Source organism: Burkholderia anthina (assembly GCF_001547525.1).
In the GTDB taxonomy this organism is placed as follows: Bacteria; Pseudomonadota; Gammaproteobacteria; order Burkholderiales; family Burkholderiaceae; genus Burkholderia; species Burkholderia semiarida.
The window spans coordinates 659,493-673,142 of the sequence record NZ_CM003769.1; the positions used below are offsets into that span (position 1 = coordinate 659,493).

The 13,650-nt window shown below is 66.6% G+C and carries 13 protein-coding genes and 2 pseudogenes; 12 read left to right on the forward strand and 3 right to left on the reverse strand.

Translation table 11 applies throughout. The features are described from left to right. Positions 1-65 precede the first annotated feature (65 nt). Together WS64_RS19105 and WS64_RS19110 are read right to left on the reverse strand one after the other, a co-directional pair. On the reverse strand, positions 66-347 hold the full coding sequence (locus WS64_RS19105; RefSeq protein ID WP_059644903.1) for a hypothetical protein: 282 nt from the start codon (positions 345-347) through the stop codon (positions 66-68). 328 nt (positions 348-675) lie between these two features. Continuing rightward, entirely contained in the window at positions 676-1,311 is a 636-nt protein-coding gene (locus WS64_RS19110; RefSeq protein WP_060967313.1) for a TetR/AcrR family transcriptional regulator, read from the reverse strand. A 415-nt stretch (positions 1,312-1,726) separates the two neighbouring features. On the opposite strand from WS64_RS19110, the gene WS64_RS19115 reads away from it, so the two are divergent. The 9 genes from WS64_RS19115 to WS64_RS19150 all read left to right on the forward strand — a co-directional run bounded on the left by WS64_RS19115 (position 1,727) and on the right by WS64_RS19150 (position 8,384). After that, positions 1,727-2,314: a tetratricopeptide repeat protein gene (locus WS64_RS19115; protein WP_059644760.1), complete on the forward strand. Its 588-nt coding sequence runs from the start codon at positions 1,727-1,729 to the stop codon at positions 2,312-2,314. 129 nt (positions 2,315-2,443) lie between these two features. Continuing rightward, positions 2,444-3,271: a hypothetical protein gene (locus WS64_RS19120; protein ID WP_059581218.1), complete on the forward strand. Its 828-nt coding sequence runs from the start codon at positions 2,444-2,446 to the stop codon at positions 3,269-3,271. 123 nt (positions 3,272-3,394) lie between these two features. Then, on the forward strand, positions 3,395-4,195 hold the full coding sequence (locus tag WS64_RS19125) for a hypothetical protein (RefSeq protein WP_059638608.1): 801 nt from the start codon (positions 3,395-3,397) through the stop codon (positions 4,193-4,195). A gap of 121 nt (positions 4,196-4,316) precedes the next feature. Further along, complete coding sequence (locus tag WS64_RS34405; protein WP_155720453.1) at positions 4,317-4,721, forward strand: hypothetical protein; 405 nt, start codon at positions 4,317-4,319, stop codon at positions 4,719-4,721. An 80-nt stretch (positions 4,722-4,801) separates the two neighbouring features. After that, positions 4,802-5,161 carry an avidin/streptavidin family protein gene (locus WS64_RS19130; RefSeq protein WP_059638610.1) on the forward strand — a complete coding sequence of 120 codons (360 nt, stop codon included), beginning with the start codon at positions 4,802-4,804 and terminating at the stop codon, positions 5,159-5,161. Between the two features lie 257 nt (positions 5,162-5,418). Continuing rightward, positions 5,419-6,225, forward strand: coding sequence for a transporter substrate-binding domain-containing protein (locus WS64_RS19135; RefSeq protein ID WP_060967314.1), 807 nt, complete (start codon positions 5,419-5,421; stop codon positions 6,223-6,225). Between the two features lie 89 nt (positions 6,226-6,314). Then, positions 6,315-7,001, forward strand: coding sequence for an amino acid ABC transporter permease (locus WS64_RS19140; RefSeq protein ID WP_060967315.1), 687 nt, complete (start codon positions 6,315-6,317; stop codon positions 6,999-7,001). Beyond that, positions 6,998-7,648 (forward strand): amino acid ABC transporter permease, encoded by a 651-nt coding sequence (locus WS64_RS19145; protein WP_059638614.1) that lies wholly within the window; start codon positions 6,998-7,000, stop codon positions 7,646-7,648. The genes WS64_RS19140 and WS64_RS19145 overlap by 4 nt, the downstream gene beginning before the upstream one ends. Continuing rightward, positions 7,635-8,384: an amino acid ABC transporter ATP-binding protein gene (locus tag WS64_RS19150; RefSeq protein ID WP_059578922.1), complete on the forward strand. Its 750-nt coding sequence runs from the start codon at positions 7,635-7,637 to the stop codon at positions 8,382-8,384. Before WS64_RS19145 ends, WS64_RS19150 begins: the two co-directional genes overlap by 14 nt. Before the next feature lie 200 nt (positions 8,385-8,584). On the opposite strand, the gene WS64_RS19155 is transcribed toward WS64_RS19150, so the two are convergent. Beyond that, entirely contained in the window at positions 8,585-9,121 is a 537-nt protein-coding gene (locus WS64_RS19155) for a carboxymuconolactone decarboxylase family protein (RefSeq protein WP_060967316.1), read from the reverse strand. A 129-nt stretch (positions 9,122-9,250) separates the two neighbouring features. On the opposite strand from WS64_RS19155, the gene WS64_RS19160 reads away from it, so the two are divergent. From WS64_RS19160 to WS64_RS19170, 3 genes and pseudogenes are all read left to right on the forward strand, one after another. Continuing rightward, the gene (locus WS64_RS19160) at positions 9,251-10,231 is read left to right on the forward strand and encodes an AraC family transcriptional regulator (RefSeq protein WP_059578927.1); all 981 of its coding nucleotides are present in this window, start codon (positions 9,251-9,253) and stop codon (positions 10,229-10,231) included. Positions 10,232-10,527: 296 nt separating this feature from the next. After that, a pseudogene (locus tag WS64_RS19165) lies at positions 10,528-11,083 on the forward strand (LysR family transcriptional regulator); the annotation flags it as partial. After that, positions 11,079-13,478 (forward strand): annotated as a pseudogene (locus WS64_RS19170) (autotransporter outer membrane beta-barrel domain-containing protein); the annotation flags it as partial. The pseudogenes WS64_RS19165 and WS64_RS19170, both read left to right, overlap by 5 nt. Between the last annotated feature and the right edge of the window lie 172 nt (positions 13,479-13,650).

A 13,650-nucleotide genomic window follows, 5' to 3' on the forward strand; every position in this document is an offset into this window, starting at 1 on the left:
GCGATGCCGCGCGTGCCGAAGGACGACAGGCGCGCGGGCTGGCTGGCGCTGGCCGGCGTGCGGGGTCATCGCGCTTTCAGCATTTCGTCGGCGAGCCGATAGGCGCTCACCGCGCGCTTCGATTCGTAGTCGGCGATCGTCGACACGTTGCGCCCGGCGTCGCGCGACAGCAATCCTTGCAGTGCGGCGGCCGCGAAGAAATCGCGCAGTTCCGGCATCGCGGATTTCGGCTCGGGCGGCGGGGCTTCGACGAGCGGCCCCGCTTTCCAGAACACAGGCGACGGGGCGGCTGCCTTGGAGACGGCGGCGGTTTGCTTGATGCTCACATCCTGGGAAAACGGCGTCATTTCTTCCCCTTCGATCACGTATCCGTTGGCGAAACAGCGTAACGTCCCCGACTGCATGAGCGAGCATCGTCTCGTGTTGTTTTTGAGCGGTACTAACTGCTTGATCGACGCGAATATTCGCTGGTAATACGGTATTCGTCAAAGAAAATAAATTGGATCCGGGTGGCCGGCGTGCGAGCACGATTCGTTCCCGCTCGCCGCGGAAGGGGGCAGCGCGTTTCGCGAACCACGGTGGAGGGTATGTCGGCGGGAATGACGTTCCGGCGAAACGAAAAGCGGGCGACGGCTCGATGCGGGGCCGGAGCGCGAACGCGCAGCCGCTTGGCCGTTATTGTTCGGGCCGCCCGCCGCTCGTGAGGCCGTTCGGATCCCGCTGCCGGACTTCGGCGGGCGAGCCGGCCGTGTGCATCGCCTGTTCGAGAAGGGCGTGCGCGGCCTGCCACGCGCGGCCGGCCGCCGCGGAATCGTTGAACGCCCGGGCTTCGACCGTGGCGCCGTCCAGCAGCATCATGAAGACGGTCGCGAGCCGGTTGGCCGTTTCGAGCGGCACGAGCGCGGCGATCAGTTCTCCGATCCATTCGACCATCTTGCGGCGATAACGAATCGCGACGTCGGAGATCGGCGCGTAAGCGGTGCCGAATTCGGCCAGCGCCCGCTCGAACAGGCAGCCGGCGAATTCGGGCGTCCTGAACCACGCCGCGTACCAGTCGAAGATGGTCTTGACGCGTTCGACCGGATCGACGACGTGCTGCAACTGCGCGTCGATGCTGCCGACGATCAGGTCGTAGCGCTGGACCAGCACTTCGCGGATCAGCTCGTCCTTGCTCGCGAAATGCCGGTACAGCGTCATGCGGGCGACACCGGAATCGTCGATGATCCAGTCGACGCCCACCGGGTGGAATCCGTGCCTCGAGAACAGTTCGGTCGCTTTGTCTACCACCAGCTGGCGTTTGTTGGCTCGCACGAACGGCTTCCTCCTCGATGTTTCAGCAGCATAGACCGATTATTCTAGCATCATGCTGCTCGATGAAATCGCCTCCCGCTCCTGTCCGACGGTACTTCCGGCTCGGCATGCTTCACGCGGCAAACCGGTTATCGAGTCGTCTTGACTATTGGATAGACCGATATGTATCATTTGAACCGAGTGAGCCGTGGTCGATATTGCGTGGATCGAAGAGACGGAACCGGGGTGGATTTCCGTTTGCGCTTTCCGCCCGATCCCACGCTGCAACGATGCGTCAAGCCGAAAAGAGAACCTGAGAGAGCCTTGGCACGGGGCCCGCGGACGATCTTCACCGCGCCCCGCACCGGCCGGGGGCATGCTCGCGGGGCGAGCGCGCAAAGCAATACGGCGCCAATAAAACTTGAGGATGGTACCCATGTATCGCCGTTTACTCGCACCGGGGCTGCTGTTGCTGTTGGCCGCCTGCGCGCAGGATCCGTCCATCACCAGCAGCACGGTACGGATCTGCGACGACACGGGGTGTTCCGATCGCCCTAAAGATCAGGTCTCCTATCAAAAAAGGGACGATGCGGACGACCGGGAAGATCCGCGCATCGCCGCGCTCAAGCAAACCGCGAAGACCCAGCCGAAGGCCGCCTACGACCTCGGCCTGCGCTATTTCCGCGGCGACGGCGTGCGCCAGGACAGCTACCAGGCCCTCAAGTGGATGCGCGAGGCCGCCGAACGCGGCGACCTGAACGCGCAGAAGGCGCTCGGCAGTTTCTACCTGTTCGGCCTCGAGGAAATGGGCTCGGATGCGCGCGAAGCGGAGAAGTGGCTGTCGATCGCGGCCGGCCGCGGCGACAAGGAATCGAAAAAGCTGCTCGATCTCGCGCGCAAGGCGAAGAAGGAAGACGAAGAAGACTGGAAATGGCGCACGCAGTGGCGTGACGTCTATTACGGCTACTGGTACTCGGGCTATCCGTACTACGGCGTCTGGCAGCAGACGTACTGGTACTACTGACCGGGCATCGGGCCTGAAGCAACGGGGGCAGCCGCGGGGAGACCACCATCGCGCGCCACGCCGGGGGGGCTTATCGAAGTTCGCACGGACCCATAAGCCGAACAACGACTCTAATCGATCGACAACGACATGAAGACCAACCTTTCCCAACGTCTGATTCAAGGTGCGCTGGTTGCAGCGCTTGGCGCGTCCGTCGCGGGGTGCGGCGGCATGGTGACGCCCGGCGGGCAGAACGCCGGGGTGACGGGCGCGGCGGCCGGCGGCGCGAGCGCCGGCGCCGATTCGCAGTTGCAGCGCTGCGCGTCGCCGCTGGGCACGATCGCGGTCGACGACGGCCGCAACGCCGACTGGTGGGGCCCGTTCGGCAGCGCGACGAAGGTGACGAGCATCGACCCGCTGCTGCGGCTGGCCGTGCAGCAGTCGAACTGCTTCGTGATCACGTCGATCGGCAACCAGAAGAGCGACGCGCGCCTGTCGCGCATCACGCAGCTGCAACGCAACTCGGGCGAGTATCGTGCCGGCTCGAAGCAGCAGAAGGGCCAGCGTGTGGCGGCCGACTACTACATGGAGCCGCAGATCGTGATCAACGATTCGCCGATCGGCGGGATCGGCAGCATGATCGGCGGGCTGATCGGCAACAGCGCGGTGGCGGCGGTGGCGGGGCACCTGCAGACGAAGGCGTCGGTGGTCACGCTGACGCTGTTCGACGTGCGCTCGGCGGTGCAGATCGCGGCGTCGGAAGGCAGCTCGACGGCGACGAACTACGGCGCGGCGCTGGGCGGCCTCGGCGGCGGGGTGGGCGGCGGGCTGGCCGGTTTCTCGACGACGCCGGAAGGCAAGGCGACGGTCGTCGCGTTCATCGACGCGTGGAACAAGATGGTCGTCGCGCTGCGCAGCTACAAGGCGCAGGACGTGAAGGGCGGGCTGGGCCGCGGTGGCCAGCTTCAGGTCAACTGACGCCGACGGGCCGGCGGGATGCCGCCGGCCGATTCTGCTTCCTGATTGGTGTGGGGCCGTGCGCGCGGGGCGATCCGTGCGTACCGGTTTCGTTCGTCTTTTTTCGTTTGAAAGGTGATCCCGATGAAAGCCGCTGCACTGATCGCATTGACCTGCCTCGCGCTGACCGCTTGCGGCGGCGACGACCATTCCTCGCCCGCTTCGTCAGGCGGATCGGGTACGAGCAACAACGGTGGCAGCGGCCCGAGCGGCGGGACGCCGACCACGGGCACGCCCGGCGGTGATTCCGGATCGACGGCCGCATCGAATGTCGAATGCGATCCGGTTTACCAGCAAGGCGACACCGTGCAGCTGCACATGTATACGCAAGCGACCGCGCAGAGCCCCGCTGTCGACAACGGCGTGTACACGCGGACCTATGGGCCTGCGACGTTCCAGGGCGTGGCGCTCACGCAGCAGGCCGAAACCACGCCCGGCTCGCCGATTCAGACCAATCATTACTATCTGGTCGGCAACGGCGTGCGCACGAACTATGGCGGCGAGGTCTACAGCGGCAGCACGCTCGTGCTGCGAGACGTGAACTCGCCGCCTTACGTCGAGACGATCGGACTCGCCGGAAGCGAGACAGCGAATTACGTTGATACGCCCGTCTTTCCGTCCGGCGGTGCGCAGACGTCCGTCTCGATCGAGCGGACTTACGTCGCGCGCGAAACGGTCAACCTCAGGAACGGCAAGGCGTTTGCGAACGCATGCCACTATCGCACCACCGAGACCTTCACCAACCCGGCATTGACGAGCAAGACGATCGCGGACGACTGGCTCGCGCCGGGCGTCGGTCTCGTCAAGTCGGTCGCCGACGTCGGCGGCAGCCAGATCATCACGCGCGAACTGGAAGCGGCGACGGTGGGCGGCAAGTCGTATTGAGTGAACGTGGGCGGCACGCCGGGATCGATCGCGTGTTCGGGGTTGTCGACGACCTGCCCGCGGCATGCAGCGGGTCACGTCGCGGCGTGGGCGACCGACCGATTCTCCGGCTTGCACGAGCATGACGACGCGTTCCGCCGTCAGCACCCGAGAGCGCCGGTGCAGCGACGGGAGCGCCGAAGGGGTGACCCGCGCCGGTTCGGGCGAGAAAGTTGCTCGACATCCTTTTGACGTCGTCGCGGCGACCGCAGCAGCAATTGATACATGTGCGGGCCGCTTGATCGAACCGTGTCGACGCGTGCGAGCCTTCGCACCGGACGGCAAAGTGGGCTCGACGAGGAGCGGAACAAAAGGGTTCGCGCTGGACGAATCCCTGCTTGCAGCGGCTCATCTCGTCCGACGAGCGTCTGTACGTTTTGATCGTCATCCCGGCGACGTGGGCGCCGGGGATGCTTCACTATTGCTGGATTCCGCGCCAGGATTCCCTGTCACGACGGTGTTCGCCGATGCGCGGCGCCGGCTTTGAGGGCCCGATTGCCGCGGGCAGGCGCCGACGCTAGGAACGCTCGGCCCGCTAGCGTGCGATCGGTGCTCCGGAGGTGCGTTATGAACTGGATCGGTACGTGGCGTAATCAATACGGCTCCACACTTTCCATCACGGACGACAAGGCGGGCGCCATCCGCGGTGTATTCAGCACCGCGTTGCGCGACAGCGCGTTCTTCGGTCACGATCTGCCTGTCTCAGGTGTCTGGTTTGACGATTGCATCAACTTCGCTTTCGGAATATCGGATGGCCTGGTGAGCGGGATCTGTTCTTTCACCGGCATGCTGCGTGACGGCAAGCTCGAGACGGTATGGCATGTCGTGACCAGCAAGGCGCCTCGGCAAGGTTCGCGAGCATTGGAGATGGGATGGGCGCATGCGGTCCAGACCAATGCGGATACATTCGAGCGAGTCGCTGGGTAACGTGCCCGCAAAACAGGTTCCGGCTTCAGACGGTGAACCAGCCAGTTAATTTGGTGCGCCGGCGCGCCCTGTGAGGGCAACCGCCGCCGCCGGCGCCGGCTCATGCACCGAAATGAGGAATGCGGATCGACGGGTTGCCCGGCTGGGTCGGTGCGGCAAGCGTTGCGCGGGGCGTGGCCCGGTTCTTGCTGGAGTCGTGTCGGGCCGCGCAACGGTTGCGCGCGCCCCGACGACATACCAGACAAGGAAGATTCACCGTGAGCCCGACGACCCGACCGTTCCCCCGACGCACCTGGCTGGCTGCGTTGATCGCCGCACCCGTGATGGCGCTGTTCGCCGCCGCGCCGGCCCATGCCGATGCGCTCGACACCATCGCGAAAAACGGCGCGCTGCGCGTCGCGGTGCCCGAGGACTATCCGCCTTTCGGCTCGGTCGGCACGGACATGCAGCCGCAGGGCTACGACATCGACATGGCCGGCCTGCTCGCCAAGGCGCTCGGCGTCAAGCTGAAGCTGGTGCCCGTGAACAGCGCGAACCGGATTCCGTACCTGACGACCAACAAGGTCGACATGGTGATCTCGTCGCTCGGCAAGACGCCGGAGCGCGAGAAGGTCATCGATTTCTCGAGCGCGTACGCACCGTATTTCCAGGGCGTGTTCGGCCCGTCCGACGTGAAGGTGAGCGCGCCCGCCGACCTGACCGGCAAGACGGTCGGCGCCACGCGCGGCGCGCTCGAGGAGATCGCGCTGTCGCAGCTCGCGCCGAACGCGACGATCAAGCGCTTCGAGGACAACAACGCGACGATCCAGGCGTTCCTGTCGGGGCAAGTGCAACTGATCGCGGCCGGCAACATCGTCGCGGCGGCGATTCTCGCGAAGAATCCGCCGCGCCGCCCCGAGGTCAAGTTCGTGATCAAGAATTCGCCGTGCTTCATCGGCGTCAACAAGAACGAACCGCGCCTGCTCGCGAAGATCGACGATGCGATCGCGCATGCGAAGCAGGACGGCACGCTGGGCGAGATGTCGCGGAAGTGGCTCGGCCAGCCGCTGCCGGCCGGACTGTGACGAATCGCCGTGTCGCCTGACACGTCGCCGCTGCCGGCATGCCGGGCGCGGCGCGTGTCGTTGTCCGAACCCGAATTCATTCCGTTCCCATGAGCTACCAGCTTCAATTCGGCGAGCTCGCCGAATACGTCGGCGTGTTCGCGAGCGGCGCGGCGATCACGCTCGCGCTGACCGCGGTCGCGACCGTGCTCGGCGTGGCGGTCGGCGTGCTCGGCGCGGCCGCGTACAGCGCCGACGCGCGCGCGGCCGTACGATTGCGCCCGCTGATCGGCGCGTACGTCGAGGCGATCCGCAATACGCCGTTCGTCGTCCAGCTTTTCTTCATCTTCTTCGGCTTGCCGGCGCTCGGCGTGCACATCGACGAATACACGGCCGCGATCCTCGCGATGACGCTCAATCTCGGTGCGTACTCGATCGAGATCGTGCGCGCGGGCGTGGCCGCCGTGCCGAAAGGGCATCTGGAGGCCGCGTCGGCACTGGCGATGTCGCGCGCGCAGATGCTGCGCCACGTCGTGCTGCCGCAGGCGCTCGCCAAGGTGTTTCCCGCGCTGTCGAGCCAGATCGTGATCACGATGCTCGGTTCGGCGGTCGTGTCGCAGATCTCGGTGGCCGACCTGACCTATGCGGCCGGCTACATTCAGTCGCGCAACTTCCGCGCGTTCGAGACGTACTTCGTGATCACGCTCGCGTATCTGGCGATGGCGCTGCTGCTGCGCGCCACGCTCGGCGCGATGGGCCGCCGCCTGTTCTCCCGTCGCCTGCGAGGTGCGCGATGACCGATTTCACGTTCGGGCAGATTCTCACGAACCTGCTGCTGGCCGCGCGCTGGACGATCGTGCTGTCGATCGTGTCGTTCGTGACGGGCGGCCTCGTCGGCCTCGGGCTGCTCGTGATGCGCGTATCGAGTTCGACGCTGCTGCGCGGCGTCGCGAAGCTCTATATCGAAGTGTTCCAGGGCACCCCGTTGCTGATGCAACTGTTCATCGTGTTCTTCGGCCTGCCGCTCGTCGGGCTCGACGTGCCGCCGTGGGTCGCGGCCACGGCAGGGCTCACGTTCTTCACCAGCGCGTATCTCGCGGAAATCTGGCGCGGCTGCGTCGAGGCCGTGCCGAAGGGGCAATGGGAGGCATCGGCGAGCCTGGCGATGAGCTACGTCGAGCAACTGCGTCACGTGATCCTGCCGCAGGCCGCGCGCATCGCGATCGCGCCGACGGTGGGCTTCGGCGTGCAGGCCGTGAAGGATACGGCGCTGGTGTCGATCATCGGCTTCACCGAGCTGACGAAGGTCGGCATCGCGATCTCGAACGCGACGTTCCGGCCGTTCGTCGTGTACGGCCTCGTCGCGCTGATCTATTTCGCGCTCTGTTATCCGCTTACCCGTTACGCGCGCACGTTGCAAAGGAGATGGCATGCCGCTCGTTGAAACCCGTGGTCTCGAAAAGAACTTCGGCACCCATCATGTGCTCAAGGGCATCGATTTTTCCGTCGAGCGCGGGCAGGTCGTCTCGATCATCGGCCGCAGCGGCTCGGGCAAGAGCACGCTGTTGCGCACGCTCAACGGGCTCGAGAGCATCGACGCGGGCTCGATCTCGGTCGACGGCGAACGCGTGGATGCGCGGCATGCGGACCTGCGTGCGCTGCGGCTCAAGGTCGGCATGGTGTTCCAGCAATACAACCTGTTTCCGCACCTGAGCGCCGGGCAAAACGTGATGCTCGCGCAGTCGGTGGTGAAGAAGGCGCATCGCCAGCAGGCGCGCGCGATCGCGGAACTGATGCTCGAGCGCGTGGGCCTCGGCGACAAGTTCGACGCGTTTCCGGAACAACTGTCGGGCGGCCAGCAGCAGCGCGTCGCGATCGCGCGCGCGCTCGCGATGAAGCCGAGCGTGCTGCTGTGCGACGAAATCACGTCCGCGCTCGATCCCGAGCTCGTCGGCGAGGTGCTGGGCGTCGTCGAGCAGCTTGCGCGCGAGGACATGACGCTGATCATGGTCACGCACGAGATGAACTTCGCGCGTGCGGTGAGCGACAGGATCGTGTTCATGCACCAGGGCCGCGTGTGGGAGAGCGGGACGGCCGACGAGATCTTCGAGCGGCCGCAGACGGTGGAGTTGACGCGGTTTCTGGGCAGCGTCCGGAACCCGGAGGCGGCCGCGCGCTGATACGCGGTGCCGGCGCGGCTGTACATGTCGATCGACGACTTCGGAACGGGTTATTCGAGCTTGCTGTACGTGTGCACCCGGCGTGGCGGCAGCGCACGCCCGCGCCCGTGTTCCGGGCGCGCCGGCGAGTATCCGTTCCGATGAAGGCCGACGGATGAATCATCCGGATTCGGTTGCCGACGCCGCGCACGGACGCGCCGTTACTCCACGGCCGGAAAATCGAGCGTCGTGTCGTTCACGCGGTTCACGAGATTCGTGAACGTGATCGACGCGATGGCAAGATTGATCTCGATCAGCTGACGTTCCGTATAGCCAGCTGCACGTACTGCATCGACGACTGCACCGGGCACCGTGCCACGCGTGCCGACGAGCGTACGGACATACGTGACCAGCGCATCCCGCGCGGCGTCGCCGGTTGCCTCGCCCGCGCGCACCTGCTTCATCTGATCGCTCGTCAGGCCGGCCAGCTTGCCCATCAGCGTGTGAGCCGCGACGCAGTAGTCACAGCCCGCGTATTCGCTGACCGCCAGCTTGATGACTTCGATGTCTGCCTTGCCGAGCGTGCTCGACGCGACAGCGGTATCGAACGCCAGCGCCGCGACGAGTGCTTCGGGGCTGTGCGTTCCGATGGTTGCGTACGCATTGGGCACCTTGCCGACGGCCTTCTTGATCTTCGCGAATACTTCGGCGGCCGGGCCGGTTGCGTCTTCGGGGCGAATGGTGGTGAGACGGGACATGATCGACTCCTTCGTTCGGATTGAGGGTTGAACCGCTTAGCCATGTCGTATGGCATGGGAGTCAGTGTAGGGGTGCGCGGCGAGTTCTTTAATGCCATAATTCCGCAACTTCATGCCCAAACGTCTCATATGGAACTGCTGGACCGACTGCTCGCGCTGATGCCGGTCACCGGACGACTGGATGTGCGATGCCACTTCGGCTCGCCGTGGCGCATCGACCATCCCGAGTCGAACGAGTGGGAATTTCCCTATCACGTGCTGTTGCGCGGCGAGGCCGTGGTGGAAGGCGACGCCGGCGCGAAAGGCGAACCCGCGCTTCGAATGAAAGCCGGCGATATCGTGCTGTTTCCTTCCGGCAGCGCGCACAGCCTGCGCGACGGCAGCGGCAAGCCGCCCCGCCCGGCACGCGAGCGGCATCAGGACGGCCTGACCATTGTCACGAACGGCCGCACACGCGACGGCGCCGATGTGCTCTGCGGCCGCTTCATCCTCCCGGCGGTGCCGCAGCAGTTGCTGCGCGACCATCTGCCGGGGCGTTTGCTGGTAAGCAGCGTGAGCGAGGGCGACGGACCGGCGCGCGACGCCGCATTCGCGGCCACCAGGCTCGCCCGCGTCATCGAATTGATGCGCGAGGAAGCGTTCGAGCAACGACCGGGCAGCGCGACGGTCGTGAACCAGTTGTCGGGCGCGCTGTTTGCGTTGACCCTGCGATGCGCGTCCGATACCGGCCACGCGCCGCGCGGCCTGCTGGCGCTTGCCCAGCGTCAGCGGCTGCAGCCGGCGCTCGCGGCCATGTTCGATGAACCTGATAAGCCGTGGACGCTTCCGCAACTGGCCGCGCTCTGTCACATGTCGCGTGCCACGTTCGCACGCCACTTTGAAGAGGCAATCAGCCGCTCGGCGAGCGATGTGCTGACGGAAATCCGCATGGCGCTGGCCGGCCGCAAGCTGGCGCAAACGACGATGTCCGTCGCGGAGATCGGCGAATCGGTCGGATATCGATCGGAGGCCGCATTCCAACGGGTGTTCAAACGGCAGGTAGGCATGACGCCAGCGAAGTGGCGCATGCGGTCGTCGCAAACCGCGGAGCCGCAGGCGCGTTCGGCGTGACGGACGATGCGTACGCTATGTTCGCCCGCCGGTTCCGCCCGCGCACGGCGTTCGCGCAATCGCGTGGATGCGGATCGGGCGCGCCATGTTGCCGCGTCGATCGTGGCCGGCCGGCGACCACGCATCCGTCGACGACGCTCGTGCATGCACGAGTCATGATCGTCGCGCACCGATCTGGTACGCGGAGCGGGTTCGAAACTTTGCTATGCTGGCCGCCGCCATGCGGCGACATGGATGCGCACGATACGCACGCTGCGCGTGAGGACACGTTCACTTCACCCGGATATCTTTCAGACATGGACAGGCTCCAGGCCATGGCCCACCTTCGTCACGGTGGTCGAGACGGAAGGATTCGCATCGGCGGCGCGCAAGTTGAACGTATCGCCGTCGGTAATCAGCCGCGTGATGACGGAGCTCGAGGAGCATCTGGGCGTGCGGCTCTTGACGCGGACGACGCGCGTGGTCCGCATCACCGATGCGGGCGCGTCGTTTTACGAAGACTGCCGGTGAATCCTGGCGGACATCGACGCGGCGGAGCTTTCCGCCACCGGCACCGGCAATACGCCACGCGGCCAGCTCACCGTCACCGCGCCGGTGCTGTTCGGCAAGACCTACGTGACGCCGATCGCGCTCGAGTATCTGGAGCAGCATCCTTTCGTCAATCTCAACTGCTGGTTTCTGGACCGCGTCGTCAATCTCGTCGATGAAGGCGCCGACGTGGCCGTGCGCATCGGCGAGCTTCCGAATTCGTCGCTGCAGGCGATCTCGGTCGGCAAGGTGCGGCGCGTGCTGTGCGCTTCTCCCGCTTATCTCAGTGCGCACGGCACGCCGCGGCATCCGGACGAGCTCGCTGACGCTCGCGAATGCGGCCGGCACGTTCAGCGGCGTGATCGGCGGCACCGGCGGCCTGACGGTTGCGGGCGGTACGCAGGCGCTGTCCGGTACGAACGGCTTTACCGGTGCAACGTCGGTCAACGCCGGCACGCTGGCATTGACCGGTTCGGGCAGCCTGGCCGCCTCCAGCGCAATCGCCAACAACGGCACGTTCGACATCTCGGCGACCGCCGCCGGGGCGACGATCAATGCGCTGACCGGCACGGGCACGGTGGCGCTGGGCAGCCGCACGCTGACGCTGGCCAATGCGGCCGGCACGTTCGGCGGAACCATCAACGGGACGGGCGCACTGACCGTCGGCGGCGGTACGCAAACACTGTCGGCGGCGAACGCCTACACGGGCGCTACCACCGTCAATGCCGGAACGCTGGCGCTGACCGGTTCGGGCAGCATTGCGGCCTCCAGCGCGGTCGTCGACAACGGGACGTTCGATATCTCGGTGACGACCGCCGGGGCGACGATCAATGCGCTCACGGGTACGGGCACGGTCGCGCTGGGCGGTCGCACGTTGACGCTCGCCAATGCGGCCGGCACGTTCGGCGGTGTGATTGACGGCACCGGCGGGCTGACCGTGGCGGGCGGCACGCAAACGCTGTCGGGCGCGAACACGTACACCGGGGCGACGACGGTCGACGCGGGCACGCTCGCGTTGTCGGGCGCCGGCCGGCTGGCGTCGTCCACGTCGGTCACGCTGGCCGGCCAAGCGGCCGCGCTCGACCTGTCCGCGGCCGGCAGCCAGACGGTCGCGCATCTGTCCGGCGTGGCAGGCAGCCGCGTGGTGGTGGGCGGCAGCGCGCTCACGCTGGCCGACGACTCGTCGCAAACCTTCAGCGGCAGCCTCGTCGGCACCGGCGGCCTGGTCAAACGAGGCGCGGGCACGCTGACGCTGAACGGTATCAGCAACGCGTTCTCCGGAACGACGACGGTGGCGGGCGGCACGTTGGCCGTTGGCGACGCGGCGAATGCCGGTGCAGTGCTGGGGGGCAATGTCGTGGTCGATGTGCTCGGCACGTTGCGCGGCCATGGCACGGTGGCGGGCGCCGTCAGCAGCAGCGGGGTGGTCGCGCCGGGCGGTTCGATCGGAACGCTGACCGTGGGCGGCAACTACACGCAGGCGGCGGGCGGCACGCTGTCGATCGAGGTCAGCCCGACGGAAGCATCGCAATTGCGCGTGGGCGGCACCGCGACGCTCGGCGGTTCGTTGGCCGTTCTGTTCGATCCCGGCACCTATACCGCCCGCCGCTACACCGTGCTGAGCGCGGCCAACGGCGTGACGGGCCGTTTCTCGAACGTCGGCACCAGCACGGCCGGCGCGAATCTCGGCGCGTTGCAATCGTCGGTGGACTACGGCGCCAATGCGGTCGACCTGCTGCTCGCCGAGCCGGCCGGGCCCGGCACGCCGGCCGGCCCAACGGTCATCGCGCCGACCAGGACGTCGATCTACACGGCGCTCGGCACGACGGCCTTGCTGCAGGCGCAAGACGCCAGTTCGACGCTGCTCGGGCGTCTCGCCGGCCGGCAGGATGACGCGGCGGGTGCCAGCAACGTGTGGGCCGTGGCCAATGGTTCCAGCACCAAGGTGGGCGGCACGGGCGGCGCGCCGGGCTTCCTCACGCACGCGTACGGGTTCCTGGCGGGCGCACAGGGGTGGCTCGGCGAAGCGACGGTCGGTGCGGCCGGCGGCTACACGCACACCACGCTGGCCGAAGACACGACAGGCGCATCGGGCGCCATCGACACGCTGCGCGTCGCGCTGTACGGCGCACGGCCGATCGGCGCCGTCAACCTGTCGGCGGCGCTCGGCTACGGTCTCGATTTCCTGTCGCAGAAGCGGCCGTTCGGCAGCGTGGGTACCGCCGAAGGCGACCATCTCGGCCACGAATTCACCGCCGCCACGCAGGCCAGCCTGCCGATGGAAGCCGGCGGTTTCCGGTTCACGCCGCACATCGGACTGCGGTATGCGTACGTGCGCGGCACCGGCTTCGGCGAGAACGGCGCCAACGGCCAGAACCTGAACGTCGGGCCCGACAGTGCGAGAAGCCTTCAGCCTTACGCGGGCGTGTCGCTCGACAAGGCGTTCGGCGACGCCGTGCGCCCGGTCGGCGTCCAGCTTCGCGTCGGCTATGCGCACGAGGTGCTGCGCGGCAGCCGCGTCGTCCAGGTGCAGAGCCAGGACGGGACCGTGTTCGCGGCGCCGGGTACCGATCTGCCGCGCGCGTTCCTGACCACGGGCGCCAGCGTCACGCTGCAGGCCGCCAAGACGACCACGGTATCGCTCGGGCTGGATGCGACGATCGATACGAGCCATGTTTCGGCGCAGTCCGCGTATGTGCGCGTCAATTCCCGGTTCTGACCGCACGGGAGCCGAGATGGCGAAACTGGGCCGTCTTTTCGAACCGGCCTTTTGGCGTTTGCGCCGGAGCGCGTCGAATCGGGTTCGAGGGGCCGGAGCGGGAAGCCTCGCCGAGATTGGCTCGCATCACGAGTACGATCCAGATTTAAACGATTTGTGATCACTCTCCGCC

What these genes read in the sequence shown, in the direction of transcription:
- WS64_RS19105 (WP_059644903.1), bottom strand. Translation starts at nt 347, where the DNA reads ATGACGCCGTTTTCCCAGGATGTGAGCATCAAGCAAACCGCCGCCGTC.
- WS64_RS19115 (WP_059644760.1), top strand. Translation starts at nt 1,727, where the DNA reads ATGTATCGCCGTTTACTCGCACCGGGGCTGCTGTTGCTGTTGGCCGCC.
- WS64_RS19120 (WP_059581218.1), top strand. Translation starts at nt 2,444, where the DNA reads ATGAAGACCAACCTTTCCCAACGTCTGATTCAAGGTGCGCTGGTTGCA.
- WS64_RS19125 (WP_059638608.1), top strand. Translation starts at nt 3,395, where the DNA reads ATGAAAGCCGCTGCACTGATCGCATTGACCTGCCTCGCGCTGACCGCT.
- WS64_RS34405 (WP_155720453.1), top strand. Translation starts at nt 4,317, where the DNA reads ATGACGACGCGTTCCGCCGTCAGCACCCGAGAGCGCCGGTGCAGCGAC.
- WS64_RS19130 (WP_059638610.1), top strand. Translation starts at nt 4,802, where the DNA reads ATGAACTGGATCGGTACGTGGCGTAATCAATACGGCTCCACACTTTCC.
- WS64_RS19140 (WP_060967315.1), top strand. Translation starts at nt 6,315, where the DNA reads ATGAGCTACCAGCTTCAATTCGGCGAGCTCGCCGAATACGTCGGCGTG.
- WS64_RS19145 (WP_059638614.1), top strand. Translation starts at nt 6,998, where the DNA reads ATGACCGATTTCACGTTCGGGCAGATTCTCACGAACCTGCTGCTGGCC.
- WS64_RS19150 (WP_059578922.1), top strand. Translation starts at nt 7,635, where the DNA reads ATGCCGCTCGTTGAAACCCGTGGTCTCGAAAAGAACTTCGGCACCCAT.
- WS64_RS19155 (WP_060967316.1), bottom strand. Translation starts at nt 9,121, where the DNA reads ATGTCCCGTCTCACCACCATTCGCCCCGAAGACGCAACCGGCCCGGCC.
- WS64_RS19160 (WP_059578927.1), top strand. Translation starts at nt 9,251, where the DNA reads ATGGAACTGCTGGACCGACTGCTCGCGCTGATGCCGGTCACCGGACGA.